This is a genomic window from Streptomyces sp. CCM_MD2014 (genome assembly GCF_000772045.1).
GTDB classification, from domain to species: Bacteria; Actinomycetota; Actinomycetes; order Streptomycetales; family Streptomycetaceae; genus Streptomyces; species Streptomyces salinarius.
In genome coordinates this window covers 7,565,903-7,589,897 of record NZ_CP009754.1, presented here as the reverse complement: position 1 = coordinate 7,589,897, position 23,995 = coordinate 7,565,903, and the positions used below count along the sequence as shown (strand labels likewise).

General features: G+C 72.9%; 26 protein-coding genes. 13 read left to right on the top strand and 13 right to left on the bottom strand.

The genetic code is table 11. The features are described 5' to 3' along the window. Positions 1-9: 9 nt before the first annotated feature. The 3 genes from NI25_RS33910 to NI25_RS33900 form a co-directional block, all read right to left on the bottom strand. On the bottom strand, positions 10-798 hold the full coding sequence (locus NI25_RS33910) for an electron transfer flavoprotein subunit beta/FixA family protein (RefSeq protein WP_061446122.1): 789 nt from the start codon (positions 796-798) through the stop codon (positions 10-12). A gap of 221 nt (positions 799-1,019) precedes the next feature. After that, complete coding sequence (locus tag NI25_RS33905) at positions 1,020-1,529, bottom strand: flavin reductase family protein (RefSeq protein WP_061446121.1); 510 nt, start codon at positions 1,527-1,529, stop codon at positions 1,020-1,022. A 145-nt stretch (positions 1,530-1,674) separates the two neighbouring features. Beyond that, positions 1,675-2,022 carry a TlpA family protein disulfide reductase gene (locus NI25_RS33900; protein WP_061446120.1) on the bottom strand — a complete coding sequence of 116 codons (348 nt, stop codon included), beginning with the start codon at positions 2,020-2,022 and terminating at the stop codon, positions 1,675-1,677. Between the two features lie 295 nt (positions 2,023-2,317). Between NI25_RS33900 and NI25_RS33895 the strand changes: the two genes are divergently transcribed. Beyond that, positions 2,318-3,046, top strand: coding sequence for a lysophospholipid acyltransferase family protein (locus NI25_RS33895; protein WP_061446119.1), 729 nt, complete (start codon positions 2,318-2,320; stop codon positions 3,044-3,046). A 10-nt stretch (positions 3,047-3,056) separates the two neighbouring features. Here the strand turns inward: NI25_RS33895 and NI25_RS33890 are convergent, their stop codons facing one another. The 4 genes from NI25_RS33890 to NI25_RS33875 form a co-directional block, all read right to left on the bottom strand. Beyond that, complete coding sequence (locus tag NI25_RS33890; RefSeq protein WP_061446118.1) at positions 3,057-3,629, bottom strand: transglutaminase domain-containing protein; 573 nt, start codon at positions 3,627-3,629, stop codon at positions 3,057-3,059. Between the two features lie 96 nt (positions 3,630-3,725). Further along, complete coding sequence (locus tag NI25_RS33885) at positions 3,726-4,796, bottom strand: threonine aldolase family protein (RefSeq protein WP_061446117.1); 1,071 nt, start codon at positions 4,794-4,796, stop codon at positions 3,726-3,728. Beyond that, positions 4,793-5,539: an SDR family NAD(P)-dependent oxidoreductase gene (locus NI25_RS33880; RefSeq protein ID WP_061446116.1), complete on the bottom strand. Its 747-nt coding sequence runs from the start codon at positions 5,537-5,539 to the stop codon at positions 4,793-4,795. Before NI25_RS33880 ends, NI25_RS33885 begins: the two co-directional genes overlap by 4 nt. 68 nt (positions 5,540-5,607) lie before the next feature. Then, a complete protein-coding gene (locus NI25_RS33875; RefSeq protein ID WP_061446115.1) occupies positions 5,608-7,011 on the bottom strand; it encodes a DUF6421 family protein in 1,404 nt (467 codons plus the stop codon). 226 nt (positions 7,012-7,237) lie between these two features. Between NI25_RS33875 and NI25_RS33870 the strand changes: the two genes are divergently transcribed. Next, a complete protein-coding gene (locus NI25_RS33870) occupies positions 7,238-7,921 on the top strand; it encodes a glycerophosphodiester phosphodiesterase (RefSeq protein WP_061446114.1) in 684 nt (227 codons plus the stop codon). 33 nt (positions 7,922-7,954) lie between these two features. Here NI25_RS33870 and NI25_RS33865 read toward each other — a convergent pair whose 3' ends face one another. Then, on the bottom strand, positions 7,955-8,494 hold the full coding sequence (locus NI25_RS33865) for a GNAT family N-acetyltransferase (RefSeq protein WP_061447209.1): 540 nt from the start codon (positions 8,492-8,494) through the stop codon (positions 7,955-7,957). 86 nt (positions 8,495-8,580) lie between these two features. Here NI25_RS33865 and NI25_RS33860 point away from each other — a divergent pair, with 86 nt between their 5' ends. Together NI25_RS33860 and NI25_RS33855 are read left to right on the top strand one after the other, a co-directional pair. Next, positions 8,581-8,973, top strand: a complete 393-nt coding sequence (locus tag NI25_RS33860) for a VOC family protein (protein WP_061446113.1) — start codon at positions 8,581-8,583, stop codon at positions 8,971-8,973. Between the two features lie 120 nt (positions 8,974-9,093). Next, entirely contained in the window at positions 9,094-9,858 is a 765-nt protein-coding gene (locus NI25_RS33855; RefSeq protein ID WP_061446112.1) for a VOC family protein, read from the top strand. A gap of 41 nt (positions 9,859-9,899) precedes the next feature. Here the strand turns inward: NI25_RS33855 and NI25_RS33850 are convergent, their stop codons facing one another. Next, positions 9,900-10,463: a MarR family winged helix-turn-helix transcriptional regulator gene (locus NI25_RS33850; RefSeq protein WP_061446111.1), complete on the bottom strand. Its 564-nt coding sequence runs from the start codon at positions 10,461-10,463 to the stop codon at positions 9,900-9,902. Further along, on the bottom strand, positions 10,460-12,148 hold the full coding sequence (locus NI25_RS33845; protein ID WP_061446110.1) for an FUSC family protein: 1,689 nt from the start codon (positions 12,146-12,148) through the stop codon (positions 10,460-10,462). The genes NI25_RS33850 and NI25_RS33845 overlap by 4 nt, the downstream gene beginning before the upstream one ends. Before the next feature lie 200 nt (positions 12,149-12,348). Here NI25_RS33845 and NI25_RS33840 point away from each other — a divergent pair, with 200 nt between their 5' ends. The 5 genes from NI25_RS33840 to NI25_RS33820 all read left to right on the top strand — a co-directional run bounded on the left by NI25_RS33840 (position 12,349) and on the right by NI25_RS33820 (position 16,783). Further along, entirely contained in the window at positions 12,349-12,951 is a 603-nt protein-coding gene (locus NI25_RS33840; protein WP_061446109.1) for a DUF5134 domain-containing protein, read from the top strand. A gap of 519 nt (positions 12,952-13,470) precedes the next feature. Continuing rightward, positions 13,471-14,406 (top strand): M56 family metallopeptidase, encoded by a 936-nt coding sequence (locus NI25_RS33835; protein WP_061446108.1) that lies wholly within the window; start codon positions 13,471-13,473, stop codon positions 14,404-14,406. 45 nt (positions 14,407-14,451) lie between these two features. Next, positions 14,452-15,126 (top strand): phosphatase PAP2 family protein, encoded by a 675-nt coding sequence (locus NI25_RS33830; RefSeq protein WP_061446107.1) that lies wholly within the window; start codon positions 14,452-14,454, stop codon positions 15,124-15,126. An 84-nt stretch (positions 15,127-15,210) separates the two neighbouring features. Further along, the gene (locus NI25_RS33825) at positions 15,211-15,900 is read left to right on the top strand and encodes an HAD family hydrolase (RefSeq protein ID WP_061446106.1); all 690 of its coding nucleotides are present in this window, start codon (positions 15,211-15,213) and stop codon (positions 15,898-15,900) included. A gap of 145 nt (positions 15,901-16,045) precedes the next feature. Beyond that, positions 16,046-16,783: a TetR/AcrR family transcriptional regulator gene (locus tag NI25_RS33820; RefSeq protein WP_061446105.1), complete on the top strand. Its 738-nt coding sequence runs from the start codon at positions 16,046-16,048 to the stop codon at positions 16,781-16,783. Positions 16,784-16,939: 156 nt separating this feature from the next. On the opposite strand, the gene NI25_RS33815 is transcribed toward NI25_RS33820, so the two are convergent. Both NI25_RS33815 and NI25_RS33810 read right to left on the bottom strand, forming a co-directional pair. Continuing rightward, positions 16,940-17,395: a DUF6214 family protein gene (locus NI25_RS33815; RefSeq protein ID WP_061446104.1), complete on the bottom strand. Its 456-nt coding sequence runs from the start codon at positions 17,393-17,395 to the stop codon at positions 16,940-16,942. 172 nt (positions 17,396-17,567) lie between these two features. Beyond that, positions 17,568-17,930, bottom strand: a complete 363-nt coding sequence (locus NI25_RS33810; protein WP_061446103.1) for an ArsR/SmtB family transcription factor — start codon at positions 17,928-17,930, stop codon at positions 17,568-17,570. 144 nt (positions 17,931-18,074) lie between these two features. Here NI25_RS33810 and NI25_RS33805 point away from each other — a divergent pair, with 144 nt between their 5' ends. Together NI25_RS33805 and NI25_RS33800 are read left to right on the top strand one after the other, a co-directional pair. Beyond that, positions 18,075-19,154 carry an NADH:flavin oxidoreductase/NADH oxidase gene (locus tag NI25_RS33805; protein ID WP_061446102.1) on the top strand — a complete coding sequence of 360 codons (1,080 nt, stop codon included), beginning with the start codon at positions 18,075-18,077 and terminating at the stop codon, positions 19,152-19,154. A gap of 211 nt (positions 19,155-19,365) precedes the next feature. Further along, positions 19,366-20,166 (top strand): pectate lyase, encoded by an 801-nt coding sequence (locus NI25_RS33800; RefSeq protein WP_061446101.1) that lies wholly within the window; start codon positions 19,366-19,368, stop codon positions 20,164-20,166. A 4-nt stretch (positions 20,167-20,170) separates the two neighbouring features. On the opposite strand, the gene NI25_RS33795 is transcribed toward NI25_RS33800, so the two are convergent. Further along, the gene (locus NI25_RS33795; protein ID WP_061446100.1) at positions 20,171-20,923 is read right to left on the bottom strand and encodes a PaaX family transcriptional regulator C-terminal domain-containing protein; all 753 of its coding nucleotides are present in this window, start codon (positions 20,921-20,923) and stop codon (positions 20,171-20,173) included. 103 nt (positions 20,924-21,026) lie between these two features. On the opposite strand from NI25_RS33795, the gene NI25_RS33790 reads away from it, so the two are divergent. Together NI25_RS33790 and NI25_RS33785 are read left to right on the top strand one after the other, a co-directional pair. Then, positions 21,027-22,730 carry a DNA alkylation response protein gene (locus NI25_RS33790; RefSeq protein WP_061446099.1) on the top strand — a complete coding sequence of 568 codons (1,704 nt, stop codon included), beginning with the start codon at positions 21,027-21,029 and terminating at the stop codon, positions 22,728-22,730. Between the two features lie 152 nt (positions 22,731-22,882). Beyond that, positions 22,883-23,968 (top strand): WD40/YVTN/BNR-like repeat-containing protein, encoded by a 1,086-nt coding sequence (locus NI25_RS33785; protein ID WP_061447208.1) that lies wholly within the window; start codon positions 22,883-22,885, stop codon positions 23,966-23,968. Positions 23,969-23,995 lie beyond the last annotated feature (27 nt).

Below are 23,995 nucleotides of genomic sequence, written 5' to 3'. Positions count from 1 at the left end.
GGGCGGGGCTCAGATGAACTTCTGGCCCGCCAGGAACTCGGCGAGCTGCTTGCCGCCCTCGCCCTCGTCCTTGACGATCGTGCCCGCGGTGCGCGCCGGACGCTCGGCGGCCGACTCGACGACCGTGTAGGCGTTCTCCAGGCCGACCTCGTCCTCGTCGATGTCGAGGTCGGACAGGTCCCAGGACTCCACCGGCTTCTTCTTGGCCGCCATGATGCCCTTGAAGGACGGGTAACGCGCCTCGCCCGACTGGTCGGTGACCGACACGACCGCCGGCAGGGAGGCCTGAAGCTGCTCCGTGGCCGAGTCGCCGTCCCGGCGCCCCTTGACCGTGCCGCCCTCGACCGAGACCTCGGACAGCAGCGTCACCTGCGGCACGCCCAGGCGCTCGGCGAGCAGCGCGGGGACGACGCCCATGGTGCCGTCGGTGGAGGCCATGCCGGAGACGACCAGGTCGTAGCCGGCCTTCTCGACGGCCTTGGCCAGGACCAGGGAGGTGCCGATGGCGTCGGTGCCGTGCAGGTCGTCGTCCTCGACGTGGATCGCCTTGTCGGCACCCATGGACAGCGCCTTGCGCAGGGCGTCCTTGGCGTCCTCGGGGCCCACGGTCAGGACGGTGACCTCGACGTCGTCGTCGGAATTCTCGGAGATCTGCAGCGCCTGCTCGACCGCGTACTCGTCCAGCTCGGAGAGCAGACCGTCCACGTCGTCCCGGTCGACGGTCAGGTCATCGGCGAAGTGCCGGTCGCCAGTGGCGTCGGGCACGTACTTCACAGTGACAACGATCCTCAAGCTCACGCCGGCTCTCCTACTGCGTCGACATTTCCAGTGCTGCCTCTTGCAGGCAGCATAGGCGCCCCAAGCGGCCGATCCCGGTCGGGGCGACCCGCGCTCCGCCCGGAATATTACTCGTCAGTACACCCAGTTCCTGCCCGCTAAGCAAGCGCTTTGAACTGTGACCTTCGCAACGCAGCGTAACCGGAACTCGACGCCTTCGCAGAAGGCGTCCCGCTGGCCGGTCAGTCGCGCAGGCCCCGGTAACGCCCCTGGTGATACAGCAGCGGCTCGCCGGCACCGGTGGCGTCGCCGAGCAGGACCTCCGCCAGCACGATCCGGTGGTCCCCCGCGGGCACCCGGCCCACCACACGGCACAGGAGCCAGGCGAGTACGCCGTCCAGCACGGGAACGCCCTCGGGTCCCTCCCGCCAGGCGGTGGGCGCCGCGAAGCGGTCGGCGCCGCTGCGGGCGAAGGTGGCCGCCAGCTCCTCCTGGTGCTCGCCGAGCACGTGGACGCCGACGTACTCCGCCTCGGACACCGCGGGCCAGCAGGAGGAGCCGGTGCCGATGCCGAAGGAGAGCAGCGGCGGGCGGGCGGAGACGGAGGTGAGGGACGTGGCCGTGAAACCGGCCGGACCGCCGGACCCCCGCGCGGTGATCACGGCGACGCCCGCCGCGTGCCGCCGGAAGACGGACCGCAGCAGGTCGTCGGTGGCGGGCCGTGGCGCGGCGAGGTCCGGTGTGGCCGTCATTGGGGCTGGTCCTTCTGTGGTGCGCCTCGGCCCCGGGAGCCCGGAGCGGGGCACGGGGGCGGGCTGACGACGGATGGCACACACAGTCAATTACGTCCCGGATCTCGAAGCTGTGGAGAAGACCTCACCACCGAGGTGGCACTCGTCACACCGCCTCGCCCAGCGCGGCGATCACGTCCGCCGTGCGCGGCTGCCCGACGGCACGCCGTACGACACGGCCGTCGGCGTCGAGCACCAGCACGGTGGGGGTCTTGAGGACGTCGAGAGCGCGGACCAGTTCCAGGTGGCCCTCGGCGTCGATCTCGACGTGGGCGACACCGGGGACCATGCCGGCCACCTCGCCGAGCACGCGCCGGGTGGCCCGGCAGGGCGCGCAGAAGGCGCTGGAGAACTGCACGAGCGTGGCGCGGGCTCCGAGTTCGGCGCCCAGGTCGGCCGCGTCCAGCCGCGGGGCGACGGCCTCCGGCCGCCCGCCGTCGTCCTGCTCGCGCACCAGCGCACTCCGTTCCGCCGCCACAGCGGCCGCCGTGGGCACGCGTACCCCGCGTGCCGCCGATCCCGTCCCGTCGAAGTCAGCGCCGCCGAAGCGGCCCGGATTCCCGCCCACCGTCGCATTTCGGCCACGAAACGGCCGGGTGAGTGATGAGGATCTCGCCGCACCCGGGCACCAAGGCTGGTACACCGGCCGTTCTTGGGGCACGATCGGCGACAAGCCGTAAACCTACGGCTGCGTAACTTTCGACTGGGAGCCCCCTTCCCAGGCTGACAAGGAAGGGTCCGACCCGCCCATGGCAGAACTCGTCTACCGTCCGGTCATCGGTCTCGCCCGCACCATGTTCAAGGTGTGGGACCTCAAGATCGACTGCCGTGGGTCGGAGAACATCCCGCGCACGGGCGGCGCCGTACTGGTGAGCAACCACATCAGCTACCTGGACTTCATCTTCGACGGCCTGGCCGCGCTGCCGCAGAAGCGGCTGGTGCGCTTCATGGCGAAGGAGTCGGTCTTCCGGCACCGCATCTCCGGCCCGCTGATGCGCGGGATGAGGCACATCCCGGTGGACCGCAAACAGGGCGAGGCGGCGTACGCCCACGCCCTCGACTCCCTCAAGTCCGGCGAGATCGTCGGGGTCTTCCCGGAGGCGACGATCTCCGAGTCGTTCACCCTGAAGAGCTTCAAGTCGGGAGCCGCGCGGCTCGCGCAGGAAGCGGGCGTGCCGCTGGTCCCCATGGCACTGTGGGGTACTCAGCGGCTGTGGACCAAGGGCCACCCGCGCAACTTCAAGCGCAGCCACACCCCCATCACCATCCGGGTCGGCGAGGCGATGGAGGCCTCGCGGGAGCAGTACGCGGGCGCCATCACCCGGCGGCTGCGCGAGCGGGTGCAGGAACTGCTGGAGGCGGCCCAGCGCGCCTACCCGGTGCGCCCCAAGGGGGCTGACGACACCTGGTGGATGCCGGCCCACCTCGGCGGCACGGCGCCGACACCCGAGCAGCTGCGCACGGCGCAGGCGCACTGAGCCGGGCGTTTCACAGGGCGGCGGGGAGGCTCTCCCACAGGTGCGGGCGGTCGGCGGCCGCCTTGAGGACGTCCAGCACCTTCGGATGCGGTGCCGCGTACAGCTCCGGAAGGTCCGCCTCGCCCGCCGCGCGGTCCGGCGCGAAGGCCAGCCGCTCCGTCCCCAGGGAGAACCGCGCGTTCACGCCGGGCTTGTTCCCGCGCGGATCCTGCCGGTGCCAGGCGCCGTCCAGGCGCACGGCGACCAGCCCGTGCACCACGTCGAGCCGCTGGTAGCACAGCGCCGTGGGGATGTCCTCGGCCCGCAGGAGCGCGGCCAGCGCGTGGGCCTTGGCGTAGCAGATGCCGGTGCGCTGCTCCAGGACGTCGGAGGCCCGCCAGGTGACGCGCGGGTCCCCCGAGTCCTGCGAGTGCGGGATGGTGTCGCGCACGAACTCGAACGCCAGCCGCGCATAGGCATACGAGTCCTCCGCCTCCCTGGCGAGCCGGCCGGCCACCTCGCGCACATACGGGTGCTCGTGGTTGATGGCCTCGTCGGCGGCGAGATAGGCGGACAGGTCAGAGGTCTTCTGGATCAGCTCCATGCCCGCAGAGCATAGAAATGCGATCACCCGTCAGTCAATGACTTTTCAGGAGACCGCATATCTATGCAAAGCGAGTGGTAACCCGAGCGGGTCTCGTCAGCGCGCCATCTCCTCCTTGACGGCGGCCACGAACGCGTCGACGTCGCCCTCGGTGGTGTCGAAGGCGCACATCCAGCGCACGTCCCCGGCGGCCTCGTCCCAGAAGTAGAAGCGGAAGCGCTTCTGCAGGCGCTCGCTCACCTCGTGCGGCAGGCGGGCGAAGACCGCGTTGGCCTGCACCGGGTAGAGGATCTCCACACCGTGCACGGCGCGCACGCCCTCGGCCAGACGCTGGGCCATCTCGTTGGAGTGCCGGGCGTTGCGCAGCCACAGGTCCTTGGCCAGGAGCGCCTCCAACTGGACCGACACGAAGCGCATCTTGGAGGCGAGCTGCATGGACAGCTTGCGGAGGTGCTTCATGTGCCGCACCGCGTCCTGGTTCAGCACCACGACCGCCTCGCCGAACAGGGCGCCGTTCTTGGTGCCGCCGAGGGAGAGGAGGTCGACGCCGACCGCGTTGGTGAACGTGCGCATGGGCACGTTCAGCGAGGCGGCGGCGTTGGCTATCCGGGAGCCGTCCAGGTGCACCTTCATGCCGTGCGCGTGGGCGTGCTCGCAGATGGCGCGGATCTCGTCGGGCGTGTAGAGGGTGCCCAGCTCGGTGCTCTGGGTGATCGAGACGACCTGCGGCATCGCGCGGTGCTCGTCGTCCCAGCCGTACGCCTGCCGGTCGATCAGGTCGGGGGTGAGCTTGCCGTCGGGGGTCGGGACGGTGAGCAGTTTGAGACCGCCCATGCGCTCGGGGGCGCCGCCCTCGTCGACGTTGATGTGCGCGCTCTCGGCGCAGATCACCGCGCCCCAGCGGTCGGTGACCGCCTGGAGCGCGACGACGTTGGCGCCGGTGCCGTTGAAGACCGGGAACGCCTCGGCACCGGATCCGAAGTGGCTGCGGATCACGCGCTGGAGGTTCTCGGTGTAGTCGTCCTCGCCGTACGCGACCTGGTGCCCGCCGTTAGCCAGTGCCAGGGCGGCGAGCACCTCCGGGTGGGCCCCGGCGTAGTTGTCACTGGCGAAACCGCGGACCTCCGGGTCGTGATGGCGACGCGCGTCGGTCTTCGGGGGGTTCACGGCTTCTCGGTCAGCCACAGACGGTTTCCGTTCACTTCCGCGGCGGGCTTCTCCCAGACTCCGGCGACGGCCTCGGCGAGGTCACTCACGTCCGTGAAGCCCGCGAACTTCGCGTTGGGGCGCTCGGCGCGCATCGCGTCGTGCACCAACGCCTTGACCACCAGGATCGCAGCCGCCGACGTCGGCCCCTGCTCGCCCCCCGCCTTGCGGAAGTAGTCCGCCATGGCCAGCGTCCACGCCTCGGCGGCTGCCTTGGCGGCGGAGTAAGCGGCGTTGCCCGCGGTGGGGCTGGACGCGCCGGCGGCGCTGATCAGGACGTAGCGGCCGCGGTCGCTGCGCTGGAGCGCCTCGTGGAAGGCGAGGGAGGTGTGCTGCACGGTGCGGACGAGCAGCTTCTCCAGCAGGTCCCAGTCACCGAGTTCGGTCTTGGTGAAGGACTTGCTGCCGCGCCAGCCGCCCACGAGGTGGACCATGCCGTCGATCCGGCCGAACTCCTTCTCGGTGCGGTCGGCCCAGGCCCGGGTGGAGTCCAGGTCGAGCAGGTCGACGGTCTCGCCCGTGACGGTGGCGCCGCCGTGCGCGTAGCGCGCCGCGTCCACGGCCTCGGCCAGCCGCTGCGGGTCGTTGTCCGCGCCGACGACGGTCGCACCCGCCTCGGCGAGCCGCAGCAGCGCGGCCCTTCCGGCCGGTCCGCCCGCCCCCGCCACCGCGATCACCGCGCCGTCGAGCGCCCCGTTCCCCATGGTCCTCGCCTCCCGAGCCTGCTGAGCCTGTGTCTGCCGTGCCTGTTCCTGCCCGTTGCCGCCGTCGCTCACGCGGCGGCCCGCTCGGCGCCGTCCGCGGCCGCGGTGATGCCCCGGGTGGAGGCGATCACCTTCTTGAGCTTCTTGGACAGGGCCTCGTAGAACATGCTCAGCGGAAACTCGTCGGGAAGCACGTCGTCGACGAGTTTGCGCGGCGGGAGGGTCAGGTCCAGGGCGTCGGGGCCCTTGGCCCACTTGGAGCCGGGGTGGGGGGCGAGGTAGGTGGAGACCAGCTCGTAGCCGGCGAACCAGTGGACGATCTTCGGACGGTCGATGCCGTCGCGGTAGAGCTTCTCGATCTCTCCGCAGAGCTGGTTGGTGACCTGCGGAGCGCGCTGCCAGTCGATGAAGAGCTTGTTGTCCGTCCAGCGGACGACGTCGTGCTTGTGCAGGTAGGCGAAGAGGAGCTGGCCGCCGAGGCCGTCGTAGTTGCGCACCCGCTCGCCGGTGACCGGGAAGCGGAACATGCGGTCGAAGAGCACCGCGTACTGCACGTCGCGGGCCTGCGGGACGCCCTCGTCCGCCAGCTTCACGGCCTCCTTGAAGGCGGTGAGGTCGCAGCGCAGCTCCTCCAGGCCGTACATCCAGAACGGCTGGCGCTGCTTGATCATGAACGGGTCGAAGGGCAGGTCACCGTGGCTGTGGGTGCGGTCGTGGACCATGTCCCACAGCACGAACGCCTCTTCGCAGCGCTTCTGGTCGTGGACCATCGCGGCCACGTCCTCGGGCAGCTCCAGGCCCAGCAGCTCCACGGCGGCCTCGGTGACGCGGCGGAAGCGGGCGGCCTCGCGGTCGCAGAAGATGCCGCCCCAGGAGAAGCGTTCGGGGGCCTCGCGCACGGCGATGGTCTCCGGGAAGAGGACGGCCGAGTTGGTGTCGTAGCCGGCCGTGAAGTCCTCGAAGGTGATGCCGCAGAACAGCGGGTTGTCGTAACGGGTACGCTCCAGGTCGGCCAGCCAGTCGGGCCAGACCATGCGCAGCACGACCGCTTCGAGGTTGCGGTCCGGGTTGCCGTTCTGCGTGTACATCGGGAAGACGACCAGGTGCTGGAGCCCGTCCGCGCGGTTCGCGGCGGGCTGGAAGGCCAGCAGCGAGTCGAGGAAGTCGGGGACCTGGAAGCCGCCGTCGGCCCAGCGGCCGAGGTCGCTCACCAGGGCCTCGTGGTAGGCGCGGTCGTGCGGCAGCAGCGGGGACAGCTCGCGCACGGCCTCGGTGACCCGGCGTACGGCGTCCGCGGCGGTGGTCGGGGCCGGGGCGCCCTCGGCGTCGAAGTCGATCGACCCGTCCGCGGACTGCCATGGCCGGATCTGCTCCACGGCATCCTTGAGCACGGGCCACGCCGGGTGCTCAACCACCCTGCTCGCCGGAGGAATGCTTTCCTCCGCACCCACCTGCACAAGAATTTCCGTCATGTCCCATCCTCCACGGGAGAAGCTAGCGTCACGACACCGTAGACATACGACGTTTCTCCAATCAAGGGGAGGCTCCGTAAATTATCCTGCCTCACCCCGGCCTTCGCCGCATTTTTTCCTGCCGAGCGCCGGGTTCGTATACCCGGCGCGGCACGGGGGAAACGGTCCGGCAGGGCCGTTAGGCTGCGCCCTGCCCACGCCGACGTCGACGGAAGCGAGTCGAGCCTTGAACTTCCTCACCATCGGTCACCGCGGAGCGATGGGTGTCGAACCCGAGAACACCCTGCGCTCCTTCGTCGCCGCCGAGCGGGCCGGCCTCGACGTCGTCGAACTGGACCTGCACCTGAGCAAGGACGGCGCGCTCGTCGTCATGCACGACGCCGACGTGGACCGCACCACCGACGGCACCGGCGCGATCGCCGACAAGACGCTGGAGGAGCTGCGCGCCCTGGACGCCGGACGCGGTGAGCGGATCCCGGTCTTCGAGGAGGCACTGGACGCCGTGTCGCTGCCGTTGCAGGCCGAGATCAAGGACGCGGCGGCCGCGCGCGTCCTCGCCGAGGTGATGCTCCGCCGGGACCTGGTGGACCGGGTGGAGGTGATCTCGTTCCACGACGAGGCCATCGTCGAGATCGCCCGGCTGGTGCCGGGCGTGCGGACCGCCCTGGTCGCGCAGTACTACGGCCCCGAGGTCGTGGACCGCGCGGTTGAGGCCGGGGCGCGGACCCTGTGTCTGGACATCAACCGGGTCACGCTGGAGATCGTGCGGAAGGCCCGCAAGGCGGGGCTGCGCGTCTTCTCCTGGACCGTGAACACCCAGGACCACCTGCGGCTGGTGCGCGCCCTGGGCCTGGACGGCGCCACGACCGACTACCCGGAGATCAAGCGCACCGGCCGTTTCACGGCCTGAGCGGCCGGAGGCGGCCGGTCGGCCGCGTGTGCGTCACGCCAGCGGCTTGACCAGCAGCTCGAACCGGAGGTCGTCGCGCTGCGGGATGCCGAAGCGCTCGTCGCCGTACGGGAAGGGGGTCGTCTCTCCCGTACGGCGGTAGCCGCGGCGCTCGTACCAGGCGATGAGGTCCTCGCGCACGGAGATCACGGTCATGTGCATCTCCGTGACGCCCCACGTCTCCCGGGCCTGCCGTTCCGCCTCCGCGATGATCTCCTTGCCCAGTCCCTCGCCCTGGAGCGGCGGGCTCACCGCGAACATCCCGAAGTAGGCGTGCGTCCCGCGGTGCTCGAGCTGGCAGCAGGCCACGATCCCGCCCTCCCGCTCGACCGTCAGCAGGCGGCTGTCCGGCGCCTTGACGACCTCCAGCACACCCTGCGGGTCGGTGCGCTGCCCCTGGAGGATGTCCGCCTCGGTGGTCCAGCCTGCCCGGCTGGCCTCGCCCCGGTAAGCGGACTCTATGAGCGCCACGAGAGCGTCCACGTCGGCGGCGGTGGCGTCGCGGTAGGTCAGTCGGCTGGGCGCGGTGTCCATGGGGGGCGTCTCCGGTTCGTTCTCGGGCGCGTCGCGGGCACCGATGAGCGTAACGCCGCCGGCGCCCGCCACTACGCTCGGGACGCATGGTGCACGTACTCAGCAGCCGGACCCTGCTCCGCCCCACCGACCCCGACCGCTCGCGCGCCTTCTACGGCGAACAGCTCGGCCTCGCCGTCCACCGGGAGTTCGGCACGGGCCCGGAGCGGGGCACCGTCTACTTCCTCGGCGGCGGCTTCCTGGAGGTCTCCGGGCGTTCCGAAGCCTCCGTCACCCCCGCGCTCGCCCTGTGGCTCCAGGTCGAGGACGTGACGGCGGCCCACGAGGAACTGCGTGCCAGGGGGGTCGAGATCGTGCGCCCGCCGGTCGAGGAGCCGTGGGGCCTGGTGGAGATGTGGATCGCGGACCCGGACGGCACCCGGATCGTGCTGGTGGAAGTTCCCGCCGAGCATCCGCTGCGCTACCGGCCGGGGATCTGAGCCGCCCGGGACCTGCGGCGACCGGTGTGCGCAGCCGTCGGATGGCCGCGGCCCCGGCCCGGCCTTAGCGTGCAGAGGGGGACGGACGGTCCGCGGCCCCGGCGGAAGGACGCCACCACGATGAAGCTCCACGAACCGGTGACCGGCGGGCCCTGCTGGGCGGAGCTGGGGACCACCGACCTGGAAGCCGCCAAGAGGTTCTACACCAAGCTGTTCGGCTGGTACCCGGAGACGGACCAGCGGCAGCAGGCGGGCGGCTACACGATCGCCCGGATCGACGACGCGGCGGTCGCCGCCCTGACACCGCTGTACCAGCCGGGCCAGCCGGTCGCGTGGAACGTGTCCTTCGCCGTGCGCGACGCGGACGCGGCCGTACGAGCGGTGACGGCGGCCGGCGGGGCGGCGCTGCAGGGGCCCACGGACGTCTTCGACGCGGGCCGGTTCGCGGTGGCCGCCGATCCCGCCGGGGCGGTCTTCCAGCTGTGGCAGGGCCGCTCGTTCCCCGGGGCCGGGCTGTTCAACGCGCCCGGTTCGCTGGGCTGGGTGGAGCTGCTGACCCGGGAGCCCGACCGGGCAGCCGACTTCTACGAGACGGTGTTCGGATGGAGCGTGACCGCCTCGCGGCGCTATCCGCAGTGGGGCATCGACGGGGCGGACTTCGGCGGCATGGTGACGATGGACGACAAGTTCCCGCACGAGGTGCCGGCGCACTGGCTGCCGTACTTCGCGGTGGCGGACGTGGACACCGCCGCGGTCGACACGACCGACGGCGGCGGCAGCGTGCTCATGGAGCCGACCTCGGTGCCCGACCAGCCGCGCATCGCGGTGCTGCGGGACCCGCAGGGCGCGATGTTCGGCGTGTACCGGGCGGGCGCCGAGCGCTGATCCGCCCGGCGCGCGGGAGGCCGGCGCCGTGCGGGATGCGTTCAGGCCCGCAGCGCGTCCAGGCGGCCCTCCAGCTGGCCGAGGAGCCCGCCGAGGAGCGCCGCCAGCTCGTCCTGCCGGGGCCCGTCCACGCCGGACAGGACGGCGGACTCGTAGGCGAGCTGTTCCGGCAGGATGCCGTCCACGAGGTCGCGCCCGGCGTCCGTGAGGCGGAGGTGGGCGACCCGGCGGTCGCGCGTGTCGCCGCGCCGCTCGACGAGGCCGCGCTCGGTGAGCTGCTTGAGGCGCTTGGTGACCGCCGCGCCGGACGAGAAGGTCTCCCGGGCCAGCTCGCCCGGAGTCAGCTCGTGGCCCGTGCGGCGCAGGGCGCCGAGGAGGTCGAACTCGGCGCGGCTGAGGCCCGCCCGGCGCAGCGGCGCGTCCTCGGCCTGCTGGAGGAGGGCGGCGCAGCGGTTGATCCGGCCGATGATCTCCATCGGCCCGGTGTCGAGATCCGGGCGGACGGCACGCCACTGGCGGACGACGGCGGCCACGGTGTCCCCGCCCGGTCCCGTCCCGCCGTCACCGGCCTGCCCGTCGTGGGCTCCCCCGTCGGTTGCGGTCATGGCCGTACGTCCTCCGTTCTCGTGCCCGTGTCCCGGTCCGGACGCGCTGCCTGGCGTCGCACCGCCTCGGCGAGCGTACGGTGTCCGGACTGCTCGGCGAGCACGACCCTCTCCTGGGGCAGTGCGCGTCCCCACCATTCGCCGGCCGCCCCGTCGGCGGTGGCCCGCAGGTCGGTCAGCGCGGCGGCCAGGCCGCGGCGGGCGGCCTCCAGGGCGCCGGGAGCGGGGGCGGGCTCCGCGAGCAGGCGCGCGGTGCGCTCCCGGGCGCGGTCGGCCGCGGTCACCGCCTGCTCGACGCGACCGCCGGCACGCCGGTTGGTGACGACCACGGCGGCCAGGAACCCGACCAGGGCCCCGACGAGGGTGTCCACGGCCCGCTCGGTCATCAGCTCCCCGGGGGCCTGGTACCCGGCGAACTCGGTGACGAGCAGGGCCATCGGCGTCACACAGACGCTGCCCAGCCAGTAGTTGCGGGTGATGAGGGCCTCGGCGCCGAAGTTGAGGGCGAGGCAGCACAGGACGAGCAGCACCTGCCCGAGGTGGGCGAGCGGGGCTATGGCGGCGAAGAACAGCACGCCCGCGAGGTTGCCGACGACGCGCTGCACGGCCCGGCTCCAGGTCAGGGTGATGTTGGCCTGGTAGAGCGCGGCGGCGGTGACCAGGGCCCAGTAGGGGCGGCCGATGCCGAGGGCGAGGGAGGCGTAGCCGGCCAGTGCACAGCCGAGGGCGGTGCGGACGGCGATCGGGGTCAGCGGACCGAGCCGGTGCCACAGGGGCGCCGGGCGGGCGGCGAGTTCGGCGTCCGCGCCGAGGAGTTCGTCGGCGTCGGCCTGTGCGTCGCCGGTACGGGGGATCCGGCCGCCGCCGCGCAGCGCGTGGGCCCAGGCGCGCAGCCGCTCGGGGTCGGTGTCGGCCGGTGCGGCCAGGGCGACCTCGGCTCGGACGACGAGGCCTTCCAGGGCACGCCGGGTGGAGGCGCGGGCGCCCGTCGCGGGCAGGGACAGCAGCGTCTGCCACGCGGCCTGTACGGCGGCGTACCCGGCGGCGCGCAGCGGGGCGTGGCCGTCGCCGGTGCCGCGGGTGGCGGCGTACGCGGCGGCGGCGTTCAGCGCCTGGGCGGTGGCGCGGCGTTCCGGGCCGTGCGGGCGGACCAGGGCGGGTGCCATACCGACGAGCCAGGCCCAGACGCCCGCGGCGGCGGCCAGCGCCAGGTGCCCGGGCACCTGGGCGAGGGTCTGCGGGACGAAGAGGGCCGCGGAGCTGATGAAGGTCAGGACCACGTTGCCCGGCGGGCCGACGCGGGTGGCGTCGCACAGCGCCTTCTGCACGGCGGCGAGCAGCGCGCCGACGGTGACGAGAACGACGGCGTCCCGGGTGAGTGAGGCGGTGAGCAGCGCGACGGCGAGACCGCCGATCATGCCGAGCACGACCCAAGCCAGGGTGCGGGCACGGGCGGCGTAGGGGCGGTTGTGGGCGTAGAGCGCGCACAGGGATCCGGCCATCGTGTACATCGCCAGGTCGAGCCGGCCGAACGCCAGCAGGAGGAGATTGGGAGGGGCGACGGCGGCGACCGAGCTCAGGGCGGGTTTGAACCAGATCTCGGAGGGACGGCGCAGGCGCAGCACGCCGGCCAGGGACAGACGTCGGGCCGGTGAGGTGCCGGAGGTGGGGGTCGCACTGCTCATGACGATGAGGTTAACAAGTGTTTTACCTGTAAATCAAATGCGATGTGCGGGCCGGCCTGCCCGACCGACCAGCGTCGATCCACTGCGGCAGGCGCGCACGCTCCCCCTGATGCCCCCGCGTACCCCCTTGCGCTCGCGTGCGCGCCGCATGGCCCGGGCAGTCCTTGACAGACCGTGGACCGCGGAACGGGGAGGTGCGTGTGCACGGACCGGCGTCGTCCGGATGGCTGCTGGTAGCGCTGTGCGCGGCGACCGGCGCCTACTGTCTGCTGCGGATGCGCAGCAGTGTCGAGGAACAGCGCAGCGCCGCGGGCGGTGAGGCCCTCATGGGGTTCGGCATGGCGGCCATGGCCGTGCCCGCGGCGGTGTTCACGCCGCCGGCCTGGGTCTGGCCCGGCTACGCGGTGGTGTTCGGCGCGGCGGGGCTGCGGGCGCTGTGGGCGGCCCGGTCCGGGCGTCATCATCTGCACCATCTGGTGGGCGCCGCGGCGATGGTCTACATGGCGGTCGTGATGGCCGGCTCCCCGGCCCACGCGCACGCCCACGGCACGTCCGGCACGCCGGTGCTGACCGGGGCGCTGCTGCTCTACTTCACGGGATACGTCCTGCTGACCGGCGTACGTCTGATACCCGTCGTGGCAGCAGCCGGGAGCGGCGCGGGGGCACCGCCCGTGCCCCTGCCCGGGCAGGGGCCGCGGGCCGACGGACCCGCGGCGGACGGGTGGGGCGACCGGCCGGAGTTGGCGCGCGCCTGCCGGCTCTCCATGGCGATCGGGATGCTGGCCATGCTGCTGCCCCTGTGACACCGGCGGGGACTCGGGCCCACGAGTCCGCCCGCGGCTCGGGGCCCGTCCGGAAGCCACGGGGTTGCCCAAGGCCACGGGGCTGCCCTGGGGCCCACGGTCCGCCCAGGCGCCGCGGCCCGCCCAGGCGCCGCGGCCCGCACGGGGGCCGTAGTCCCCGGGGCCGCAGTCCCCGGGGCCGCAGTCCACCCGGGGCACACGGTCCGCCCAGGGCACACAGCCCGCCCGGGGCCAGCGTCTATCCGGGACCCGGGGTCCACCCCGAGGCCCGCGGCTCACCCAGGGGCACACTGTCCACCCGGGGCGCACAGGCCGCCCAGGGCCCATGGCCTGCAGGGACCCGGGGCGCGCCCGGGACCTCCGGGTCCCCCGGAGTCCGCGGTCCGCCCAGGACCCCACTGCCGCCCTGGTCCGCCCCGGGTCCAGCCTGACCCGGGTTCGTCGTGGGCAATCGTTGCCTGCGTCACTATTGCGCCCGCGGCCGTACTGCTGACGGCGCCCCGCTCATAGGCTGCCCCCATGCTTCTCCCCGCGGCACTGCTGCTGCTCGGCGCGCTGACCGCCGTGCTCGCCCCCAGGCTGCTCGCCCGGGCCGACTGGCCGGACCGTGAACCGGTGGTCGCGCTGTGGGTCTGGCAGTGCGTGGTGGCGGCGGTGATCGTGTGCTGCGCGCTGTCGATGACGTTCAGCGCGGCGGCGGCCTGGCACGCGGTGGGCGGGCCCGTCTTCGCGACCGCTCCCGGACCGGTGGTCGAGGCCTACGCGCTGGGCACCTCCGGCCTCTGGGCGGACACGACCGCCGTCGCCCTGGCCTGCGGCGGCTTGTGGAGCGTCACCATGCTGACCCGGGAGGTCGTGCGGGCCCGTTCCCGGCGTCGGCTGCGCCGGGCCGAGCTGAGGCACCGCGCGCCGCTGCTGCCCGGCGAGGAGCCCGGCCAGAGCCGGCTCGTCGTCCTGGAGGGCGAGCGGCCGGACGCCTGGTGGCTGCCCGGCACTCCCCCGCAGCTGGTGGCCACCACCGCGGCGCTGCGCCGCCTCGAGGGCCGCCAGTTGGACGCGGTACTAGCCCACGAGAAGGGCCACGCGCAGGCACGGCACGACTGGCTGCTGAACTGCTCCACCGCGCTGGCGGACGGTTTCCCGCAGGTTCCGGTCTTCGCGGCATTCCGCGACGAGATGCACCGCCTGGTCGAACTCGCCGCCGACGACGTGGCCTCCCGCCGCTTCGGCCGGCTGACGACCGCCCTGGCGCTGGTCGAACTCAACGAGGACCGCGGCGTCTTCGGCCCGTGCCCGGCCGGCGAGGCCCACGTCCCGCAGCGGGTCCACCGCCTGCTCACCCCGCCGAACCGGCTGACGGCGGGCCGGAGACTGCGGCTGACGGCCGCCGCCGCGCTGGTGCCGGTGATCCCGGTCCTGGTGGCCTTCGCGCCGGGGCTGAGCGCACTCGGCTGACCGGGGAACTGGCCCCGGAACCACCGGTTCGGCGAGGATCGCAGCATGCAGACGCCGCCGGTCGACTCCCCGCCCGCCCCGCCGCAGCCGCCGCGCACCGCCCTCCGCGTCGCCTGGGTGCTGAGTGCGTGCTCCGCGCTCCTGCTCGCCCTGGTGGCCGTCGACTGGGGCCCGTTGGTGCGGCTGGACGACGACATCGCCGTCACCACCCACCGCTGGGCCGTCGACGAAGGCGGCGTCACCCACGCCATGCGGATCCTCACCGACTGGGTGTGGGACACCTGGACGATGCGTCTGCTGTGCGCGGTGGTGGTGCTGTGGCTGTGGTGGCGCCGGGCGGACCGGTGGACGGCCGTGTGGCTGGGGACGACGTGTCTGCTGGGCAGCCTCCTGCAACAGGCCCTCAAGGCTGCGGTGGACCGCCCCCGCCCGGTCTGGCCCGACCCGGTGGACTCCGCGCACTACGCCGCGTTCCCCTCCGGGCACGCCATGACCGCGACGTTCGTGTGCGGCCTGCTCGTCTGGCTGCTGCACCACTACGGCGCCGACCGCGAGCTGCGCCGGGCCGGTCTCGCCGTGGCCGTGGTCTGTGTGGCCGGGGTCGGCGTGACGCGGGTGTGGCTCGGCGTCCACTGGGCCACGGACGTCGTCGGCGGCTGGCTCCTGGGCGCCCTGGTCGTGGCACTCGCGGCGCTGGTGCACCGGCGATGGCGTTCGTAACGGGGAGCGGTCCACCGGGCCGGCCTCCGTCCGGATCGCCGCATCACCCCCTGCGGCCCCCACCACCTGCCTAGGATCCGGTCCATGACCGCCGTTCTGTTCGACTTCTCGGGCACGCTGTTCCGTGTCGAATCCACCGAGTCCTGGCTGCGCGCGACGCTCGACGGTGCCGGCCTGCGGCTGCCGGCGCCGGAGTTGGCCAGGACGGCCGAGGCGCTCCAGCGGGCGGGAGCACTGCCCGGCGGGGCACCCCCGCTGCGGGTGCCGGAAGAGCTCGCGGAGGCGTGGGAGACACGCGACGACAGTTCGGAGCGGCACCGGGCCGCGTACACCGGACTGTCCCGGCAGGTGCCGCTGCCGGACCCCGGCCTGCACGACGCGCTGTACGAGCGCCACATGACACCGGGCGCGTGGAGTGCCTACCCCGACGCCGCCGAGGTGCTGGGCGCCTTGCGCGGGCGGGGAATCGCCGTGGGGGTGGTCAGCAACATCGGCTGGGACCTGCGGCCGGTCTTCCGGGCGCACGGCCTCGACCGGTACGTGGACACCTATGTCCTGTCGTACGAGCACGGCATCCGCAAGCCCGATCCGAGGCTGTTCGGCGTCGCCTGCGCGGCGCTGGGCGTGGAGCCGGGACGGACGCTGATGGTCGGGGACGACCGGCGTGCGGACGGCGGCGCGACGGCACTGGGCTGCGGGGTGCACTTCGTGGACCACCTGCCGGTGGCCGAGCGTCCGGCGGGTCTGCGACCGGTGCTGGACCTGGTCCCGTAGCCCGAGGCAACCAACCTAGGGGTGCCGTCCGCCTCGGACGATCCCCCGTGTCGCCCGAGGCAGACGGTAGCCGGAGCAGCCCCGGAGGCCGCTCCGTCTGCGCCGAGTATAGTTGGCTGGCAGCCAGTCAACGCAGGAGTACAGGATGTCCCCGCGCAGCGCCTCGGTCAATGAAGAATTGCGGCGGCGCTCGAAGGAGCGTCTCCTGCAGGCCGCCGTGGAGCTCGTGGGCGAGCGCGGGTATGACGCGACCACGCTGGGCGACATCGCGGACCGGGCGGGTTCGGCTCGCGGACTGGTCTCGTACTACTTCCCCGGCAAGCGACAGCTGGTGCAGTCCGCCGTGCACCGGCTGATGCACCGCACGCTGGAGGAGGCCCTGGAGCGCGAGCCTCGCACCACCGAGGGGCGCGAGCGGCTGGCGCGGGCCATCGACGCGATCCTCGGGCTCGCCCGGGACCGTCCGGTGCTCATGCGCCAGCACATGGCGGGACTGCTCCAGGCCGAGGTGGGTTTCGTGCCCTGCCCGGAGCAGCGGCGGCTGGCGGAGCTGCTCCGGGACACGGTGGCCCGGCACGGCTCGCGGGACGTCGACCGCGACTATCCGATGCTGCGCGCCCAGCTGATGGGCGCCGTCTTCGCGGCGCTCGTGCCCGGGGTGCCGATGCCGGTGCCGGAGCTGCGCGCCGAGTTGTTCGAACGCTACCGGCTGGACTGGAAGCTGGGTGTCCCGCCGGACGCCGAGGAGCCCGGCGGGACGACGTGCGACCCCGACCTGTCGCGGTTCTTCGCGACCGGCGTACCGGACCGGCCGGCCCGGACCGACGAGACCGGCCGCTCGGACCGGGCGGATCCGGCGGGCCGAACCGCTCAGCCGAAGTAGTCCGGCCGCGTCCGCGTGGTGGACTCCCGCAGGTGAACCCGCTCCGCCGGGCCGGTGCGCGGGTCGCCGAGTTCGAGGACGAAAAACCTCTTGCCGGATGCGCGCGACGCCGTGACGGAGCGGCGGTTCCCTGCCGGGCCGAGCCCTCGGGACGGCTCAGCGACGCGCGCGACGGGGCGTCAGGAAACCCTCGTCGCGTGCCTGGCCGATCAGCCTGAGCGACTTGCGCCTGCTGTGCCCGGTCGCGCGCATCACCGCGAGGACCGGGTCACCGCCCTCCTCCCGGGCCGCCCGGTACTCCTGGGCGACGAGCCTGCACCCCTCCCGCCCGCGCGGCCACGCGGGCCGCGCCCGCCGCGAGGCGACCGGCACACCACGGGCGGGGGCGGGCACACAGGCCTCGAAGAGCGGCTCCTCCAGCCACTCGGCCAGCACCGCCAGGTCGTCGAGGGACAGCGGCGGCCGGGCCCTTACGTCCTCGACCCGCACGTCCTCACCGCACAGCACGGCGAGCGCGTCCACCCGGGCGCCGTCGGCGAAGGCCAGCCGGACGTCGAACCACGAGGTCGTGGTGGAGCCCTCGCTCACCACCCACGCATGCCGCACGGACATCTCACCGTCGTCCGGACAGCGGTCGGAAAGCTGAAGAGAACGATCAACGAAGGATGCTTCGAGCACATACGCAACGTAACCGAATGATCACATTCAATACGAACGGAACACGCTTCGTTCACCGGAAGCGGCACCCCGTCAGCGGAGCGGGCCCGCGCGGCTCCGGCCGGAGTCAGCCGCTCCGCACGGCCGCGGCCTGGCGGGCGGCCGCGGCCAGCAGGGCGTCGAGCAGCCCGGGGAAGAGGGCGTCCAGATCGTCCCTGCGCAGGCCGTTCATCTTGGCCGTGCCCCGGTAGGTCTGCCGCACCACCCCGCTCTCCCGCAGCACCCGGAAGTGGTGGGTGGTCGTGGATTTCGTGACCGGCAGGTCGAAGTGCGAGCACGCGAAGAGCGCCTCGCTGTCGGCGGCGAGGTCCCGCACGATGCTCAGCCGCACCGGATCGGACAGCGCGTGCAGCACCCCTTCGAGCCGGATCTCCGCCCGCGTCGGGTGGGGCAGCTCGCGGGTGCCGGCGGCAGTGGCGGCGGGGGTCACGGCGACTCCAGTTCGTTCGTCGGGGGCCTCACCGGTCGGGAGGGTGTCTCATTGTACGAGGAACGCCGTAGTTTGACATTCGACGTACTACGAGAGCTACCGTATGAGCCGTCCGTCCCGCCTCGACCCAGGGAGCAGCCCGCCATGAGTGCCCTCTTCCAGCCCCTCCGGCTCCGTGACACCACGATCCCCAACCGGGTCTGGATGTCGCCGATGTGCCAGTACTCGGCCGCCCCGGACGGCCCGTCGGCGGGCGCGCCCGGCGACTGGCACTTCGCGCACTACGGAGCCCGGGCGGCGGGCGGCACGGGCCTGATCGTCGTGGAGGCCACCGGCGTGTCGCCCGAGGGCCGCATCTCCCCCCAGGACCTCGGGCTGTGGAACGACACACAGGTCGAGGCGTTCCGCCGGCTCACGGGGTTCCTGCGTTCCCAGGGCACGGTGCCCGGGGTCCAGCTGGCCCACGCGGGCCGCAAGGCGTCGACCGCGCAGCCCTGGAAGGGCGGGGCGCCGGTCGGACCGGACGCGTACGGCTGGCAGCCGCTGGCCCCGAGCGCGCTGCCGTTCGACGAGCGGCACCCGGTGCCGACCGAGCTGACGGTCGCGCAGATCCATGAGGTCGTCGGCCGGTTCGCGGACGCCGCGCGCCGGGCGCTGGCCGCCGGTTTCGAGATCGCCGAGATCCACGGCGCCCACGGCTACCTGATCCACGAGTTCCTGTCGCCGCACTCCAACCACCGCACCGACGCCTACGGCGGCTCCTACGAGAACCGCACCCGGTTCGCGCTGGAGGTCGTCGACGCGGTCCGGGAGGTCTGGCCCGACGACAAGCCGCTGTTCTTCCGCGTCTCGGCGACCGACTGGCTGGAGGAGGGCGGCTGGAGCGCGGACGACACCGTCCGCTTCGCCCGCGACCTCCAGGCCCACGGCATCGACCTGCTCGACGCGTCCACCGGCGGCAACGTCCCTCGGGTCCGGATCCCGACCGGGCCCGGCTACCAGGTCCCGTTCGCCGCGCGCGTGAAGGCGGAGACCACCCTGCCGGTCGCCGCCGTCGGCCTGATCACCGACGTCGAGCAGGCCGAGAAGATCCTGGCCAACGGCGAGGCCGACGCGGTGCTGCTGGGCCGCGAGCTGCTGCGCAACCCGTCCTGGGCCCAGCAGGCGGCGCGGGAGCTCGGCGCGACCGTACGGGTGCCCGACCAGTACGGCTGGGCCGTGTAGGGCGGGCGGACGGGGGCGGGGTTTCGCGCGAGGCGTTGACCAGAAAGCGCTTACCCTCTACGGTCCGTTCATCAGCATGACCCAAACGAGCACTGCGGCTGCACTCCTCCACGCAGCCGCAGTCTCGTGCTCACGCTCAGGGTCATGCTGATGCACATGGTTCACGTACATGTTCCGTTCCACCCCCACTCCCTATGGAAGGGACCAGAACATGACCCCTGTGACACGCCCGCGCGCACTGCGGGCCGCGACCGGCGCGCTGGGCGCACTCGGACTCTCGGTTGGCATGCTCATGACCTCCGGGGCTCCCTCGGCACAGGCCGCCACCTGGCCGACCCCCAACGGCAGCGAAGGCGTCTCCTCCACCATCTCGGTCTCCGGCACCAAGGACTACGGGATGAAGCGCCTGTACGGCACCGGCGACCTGGGCACCGGCGGCCAGGACGAGGACCAGGGTCCAATCCTGGAACTCGCTCCGGGCGCCGTCCTCAAGAACGTGATCATCGGCGCCCCCGCCGCGGACGGCGTCCACTGCAAGGGCAGCTGCACGCTCCAGAACGTCTGGTGGGAGGACGTCGGCGAGGACGCGGCGACCTTCCGGGGCTCCTCGTCGTCGAACGTCTACACGGTCTCCGGCGGCGGCGCCAAGGAGGCCGGCGACAAGGTGTTCCAGTTCAACGGCGCCGGCACGCTGAACATCTCCGGCTTCGCCGTCAAGAACTTCGGCACCTTCGTCCGGTCCTGCGGCAACTGTTTGACCCAGTACAAGCGGACCATCAACCTCAGCGGCATCGAGGTCAACTGGAAGGGCGGCCGGATCGCCGGCATCAACACCAACTACGGCGACAGCGCGACCCTGCGCGACATCACCATCGTCGGGGACAGCAACAAGAAGATCGTCCCGTGCCAGAAGTACATCGGCAACGACGACGGCGACGAGCCGGACTCGAACGGCTCGGGGGCCGACGGCACGTACTGCAAGTACTCCTCGTCCGACATCACCTACAAGTGAGGCGTCAGGTCCGGGTGCCGTGCGCCCGGACCTGAGCGGACTGCTCCCGCTGGTAGCGCGCGTAGGCGTCCCGCAGGGCCGCCCCCGGCCAGTGCGGCGGGAGCAGCTCCGCGGGCAGCACCGGGTCGGCGAGCAGGTGCCGCACGACGGCCGCGAAGGCCGTGAGACGGCCGGCCGGACGCCGGGCGAGGTCGACGTGGGCGAGCAGCGCCCGCGCCGTGTCCGCCCAGTCGTCCAGCGGCCACAGGCGCGCCGCGAGTTCGGCGGCCGGGGAGCCGGGGCGCGAGACGAGGCACTCGGCCACCCGGTCGAGATCCGCGGGCAGCGGGCGGTCGAGGTTGGCGGGGCGCAGCCAGACACCCTCGCGGAGTTCGGCCAGGCGCAGGGCCGTCAGCCGGGACCGCAGCTCGGCACGGGCGGCGGGGCCGCGCCCCGTCGCGGTGATCACGAGCGTCTCCCAGTCGCCGTCCCACGCGCGCGTGTGCGGTCCGAGCGCCTCGTCCTGGCGCCGCTGGCGCTCCAGCAGCCGCTCGCTGAGCCGGTAGCCGGCTTCCGTACGGCGCAGGTCCCCGGCGGCGGCCATCCGGCTGAGCGCCGCGCGCGCGGTGGAGGCACCTACGTCGAACCGTTCCACCAGTCGCACCAGCTCCCGGGCCGGCAGCTCCGGCGGGTGGGTGCCGAGCAGCAGGCTCAGGACCACCGACCGCGCGGACAGCGGACGCAGTGCGAGCCCGTCGGAGGCCCCGGAACCGTTCATCCGCGCGGGCCCGTGTCGTTCGTCCACATGGGCACGTACTGTACGTGCGCTCCATCGCGTTGCACTATTGCTGCGGCCGCACGGAAAGTGCAACACTCGGGTCATGACGACACTCGCGCAGGAGCCGCCGTACGAGTCCCACGAGCCATTCGGGGAGTCCGGGGGCGTCCCGGAGGGGTACGCGACGCACGACGTCACCAATCAGCCCCCTCCCCTGACGCCCTACGACGCGTCCGAGGACACCGCACTGCTGGAGGGTCTCCGGCGGGAGGGCGCCGGCTGGGCCGAGGACGGGCTGCGGCGGCTCGGCCGCCGGGCGGGGAGCGCGGAGGCGCAGGAGTGGGGCGACCTCGCGAACCGGCACGAGCCCGTGCTGCGCACGCACGACCGGTACGGCAACCGGGTCGACGAGGTCGAGTACCACCCGAGCTGGCACCACCTGATGCGGGTGGCGGTCGGCGAGGGCCTGGCCGGGTCGGCCTGGGCCGACGGCCGGCCGGGCGCCCACGTGGCACGGACCGCCGGCGGACTCGTCTGGGGGCACACGGAGGCGGGGCACGGGTGTCCGACCTCGATGACGTACGCGGCCGTCCCGGCCCTGCGCGCCCAGCCCGGACTGGCGAAGGTCTACGAGCCGCTGCTGACCTCCAGGGAGTACGAGCCGGGGCTGCGCCGGCCCACCGAGAAGCGCGGTCTGCTGGCCGGCATGGGGATGACCGAGAAACAGGGCGGCTCCGACGTCCGTACGAACGCCACGACGGCCACGGCGACCGCCGAGCCCGGCGTGTACACGCTGCGCGGGCACAAGTGGTTCACGTCGGCGCCGATGTGCGACGTGTTCCTGGTGCTGGCCCAGGCGGCCGGCGGGCTCTCCTGCTTCCTGGTGCCGCGCGTGCTGCCCGACGGCACCCGCAACACCTTCCGCATCCAGCGCCTCAAGGACAAGCTCGGCAACCGGTCCAACGCCTCCTCGGAGCCCGAGTTCGACGGGACGGTGGCCTGGCTGGTCGGGCCCGAGGGGCAGGGCGTCAAGACGATCATCGAGATGGTCAACTGCACCCGGCTGGACTGCGTGATGTCCTCGGCGACGCTGATGCGCAAGACCCTCGTCGAGGCCGGCCATCACGTACGGCACCGCAGCGCCTTCGGCGCCCGGCTGGTCGACCAGCCGTTGATGCGCAACGTCCTGGCCGACCTCGCGCTGGAGTCCGAGGCCGCGACGACGCTCACCCTGCGACTGGCCGGCGCGGCCGACCGTGCCGTACGCGGGGACGAGGATGAGGCGGCGTTCCGGCGGATCGCCACCGCCGTCGGCAAGTACTGGGTGACCAAGCGCGGGCCGGCGTTCACCGCGGAGGCCCTGGAGTGCCTGGGCGGCAACGGCTACGTGGAGGAGTCGGGCATGCCCCGCCACTACCGCGAGGCGCCGCTGCTGTCGATCTGGGAGGGCTCGGGCAACGTCAACGCCCTCGACGTGCTGCGGGCGCTGCGCCGCTCCCCCGCCACCGCGCACGCCCTCTTCGGCGAACTCGCCCTCGCGCGCGGGTCGGACGCCCGGCTGGACGCGGCGGTGGCCCGGCTGGAGACGGGGCTCGGCGCGGCGTCCGAGACCGGTGCCCGCCGGCTGGTCGAGCTGATGGCGCTCGCCCTCCAGGGCTCCCTCCTGGTCCGGCACGCCCCGCCCGCCGTCGCCGACGCCTTCTGCGCGACCCGGCTCGGCGGCGACTGGGGGCACGCGTTCGGCACCCTGCCGGACTCGGCCGACCTCGACGGCATCCTGGCGCGGGCCCTGCCGGAGGAAGGCTGACCGAGCACCCCTGCCAGGACACCTCATCGGACCCGACACCACCGCCTGACCTGCGGCGACACCCTTTCCAGGGGTGACTGTCAGTGGCTGGGTGCAGACTGGCCCGTGTCCGAGACTAAGGCGTCGACGAGGACGCCGCGGAGGTGATCGGCATGACCGAGGTACTGCTCGCCGTGGGCACCCGCAAGGGCCTGTTCATCGGGCGCCGGCGGGGTGGCACCTGGGAGTTCGACGAGAGTCCCTACTTCAACGCGCAGGCGGTCTACTCGGTCGCCCTCGACACCCGCGGCGACACCCCGCGGCTGCTGGCCGGCGGCGACAGCGCGCACTGGGGGCCGTCGGTGTTCCACTCCGACGACCTGGGCCGCACCTGGACCGAACCGGCCGCGCCGGCCGTCAAGTTCCCCAAGGAGACCGGCGCCTCACTGGAGCGGGTGTGGCAGTTGCACCCGGCGGCCGCCGAGCCGGACGTGGTGTACGCGGGGACGGAACCGGCGGCGCTGTACCGCTCGGAGGACCGCGGTGAGAGCTTCGAGCTGGTCCGCCCGCTGTGGGAGCACCCGACGAGGTCGAAGTGGGTGCCGGGCGGTGGCGGCGAGGGGCTGCACACGGTCCTCACCGACGCCCGCGATCCCGGGTCCGTCACGGTCGCCGTCTCCACCGCTGGCGTGTTCCGCACGGCCGACGGCGGCGCGAGCTGGGCGCCGTCGAACTCCGGCGTCTCCGCCGTCTTCCTGCCGGACCCCGACCCGGAGTTCGGCCAGTGCGTGCACAAGGTCGCCCGGGACGCGGCCAACCCGGACCGCCTGTACCTGCAGAACCACTGGGGGGTCTACCGCAGCGACGACGCCGGCGCGCACTGGACGGACATCGGAGAGGGCCTGCCCTCCACGTTCGGTTTCGCGGTGGCCGCCCACCCGCACCGCGGCGACACGGCGTACGTGTTCCCGATCAACGCCGACGCCGACCGGGTGCCCGCGGACCACCGGTGCCGGGTCTTCCGCACCGCGGACGCGGGCAAGAGCTGGGAGCCGCTCTCGGCGGGCCTGCCCCAGGAGGACCACTACGGCACGGTGCTGCGCGACGCGCTGTCCACGGACGACGCGGACCAGGCGGGCGTGTACTTCGGCAACCGCAACGGCGAGGTGTTCGCGTCGGCCGACGACGGCGACAGCTGGCGGCAGTTGGCCTCCCACCTGCCGGACGTGCTGTGCGTGCGGGCCGCGGTCGTCGCGTGAACCGGACCGGGGGGAACGGCCTTGGCC

Bases quoted from the DNA above. Each gene is read 5' to 3' on its own strand.
- NI25_RS33905 (WP_061446121.1), bottom strand. From the start codon at position 1,529: ATGACGGCCACACCGGACCTCGCCGCGCCACGGCCCGCCACCGACGAC.
- NI25_RS33895 (WP_061446119.1), top strand. From the start codon at position 2,318: ATGGCAGAACTCGTCTACCGTCCGGTCATCGGTCTCGCCCGCACCATG.
- NI25_RS33890 (WP_061446118.1), bottom strand. From the start codon at position 3,629: ATGGAGCTGATCCAGAAGACCTCTGACCTGTCCGCCTATCTCGCCGCC.
- NI25_RS33880 (WP_061446116.1), bottom strand. From the start codon at position 5,539: ATGGGGAACGGGGCGCTCGACGGCGCGGTGATCGCGGTGGCGGGGGCG.
- NI25_RS33875 (WP_061446115.1), bottom strand. From the start codon at position 7,011: ATGACGGAAATTCTTGTGCAGGTGGGTGCGGAGGAAAGCATTCCTCCG.
- NI25_RS33865 (WP_061447209.1), bottom strand. From the start codon at position 8,494: ATGGACACCGCGCCCAGCCGACTGACCTACCGCGACGCCACCGCCGCC.
- NI25_RS33860 (WP_061446113.1), top strand. From the start codon at position 8,581: ATGGTGCACGTACTCAGCAGCCGGACCCTGCTCCGCCCCACCGACCCC.
- NI25_RS33855 (WP_061446112.1), top strand. From the start codon at position 9,094: ATGAAGCTCCACGAACCGGTGACCGGCGGGCCCTGCTGGGCGGAGCTG.
- NI25_RS33850 (WP_061446111.1), bottom strand. From the start codon at position 10,463: ATGACCGCAACCGACGGGGGAGCCCACGACGGGCAGGCCGGTGACGGC.
- NI25_RS33845 (WP_061446110.1), bottom strand. From the start codon at position 12,148: ATGAGCAGTGCGACCCCCACCTCCGGCACCTCACCGGCCCGACGTCTG.
- NI25_RS33835 (WP_061446108.1), top strand. From the start codon at position 13,471: ATGCTTCTCCCCGCGGCACTGCTGCTGCTCGGCGCGCTGACCGCCGTG.
- NI25_RS33830 (WP_061446107.1), top strand. From the start codon at position 14,452: ATGCAGACGCCGCCGGTCGACTCCCCGCCCGCCCCGCCGCAGCCGCCG.
- NI25_RS33825 (WP_061446106.1), top strand. From the start codon at position 15,211: ATGACCGCCGTTCTGTTCGACTTCTCGGGCACGCTGTTCCGTGTCGAA.
- NI25_RS33820 (WP_061446105.1), top strand. From the start codon at position 16,046: ATGTCCCCGCGCAGCGCCTCGGTCAATGAAGAATTGCGGCGGCGCTCG.
- NI25_RS33815 (WP_061446104.1), bottom strand. From the start codon at position 17,395: ATGTCCGTGCGGCATGCGTGGGTGGTGAGCGAGGGCTCCACCACGACC.
- NI25_RS33805 (WP_061446102.1), top strand. From the start codon at position 18,075: ATGAGTGCCCTCTTCCAGCCCCTCCGGCTCCGTGACACCACGATCCCC.
- NI25_RS33800 (WP_061446101.1), top strand. From the start codon at position 19,366: ATGACCCCTGTGACACGCCCGCGCGCACTGCGGGCCGCGACCGGCGCG.
- NI25_RS33795 (WP_061446100.1), bottom strand. From the start codon at position 20,923: ATGAACGGTTCCGGGGCCTCCGACGGGCTCGCACTGCGTCCGCTGTCC.
- NI25_RS33790 (WP_061446099.1), top strand. From the start codon at position 21,027: ATGACGACACTCGCGCAGGAGCCGCCGTACGAGTCCCACGAGCCATTC.
- NI25_RS33785 (WP_061447208.1), top strand. From the start codon at position 22,883: ATGACCGAGGTACTGCTCGCCGTGGGCACCCGCAAGGGCCTGTTCATC.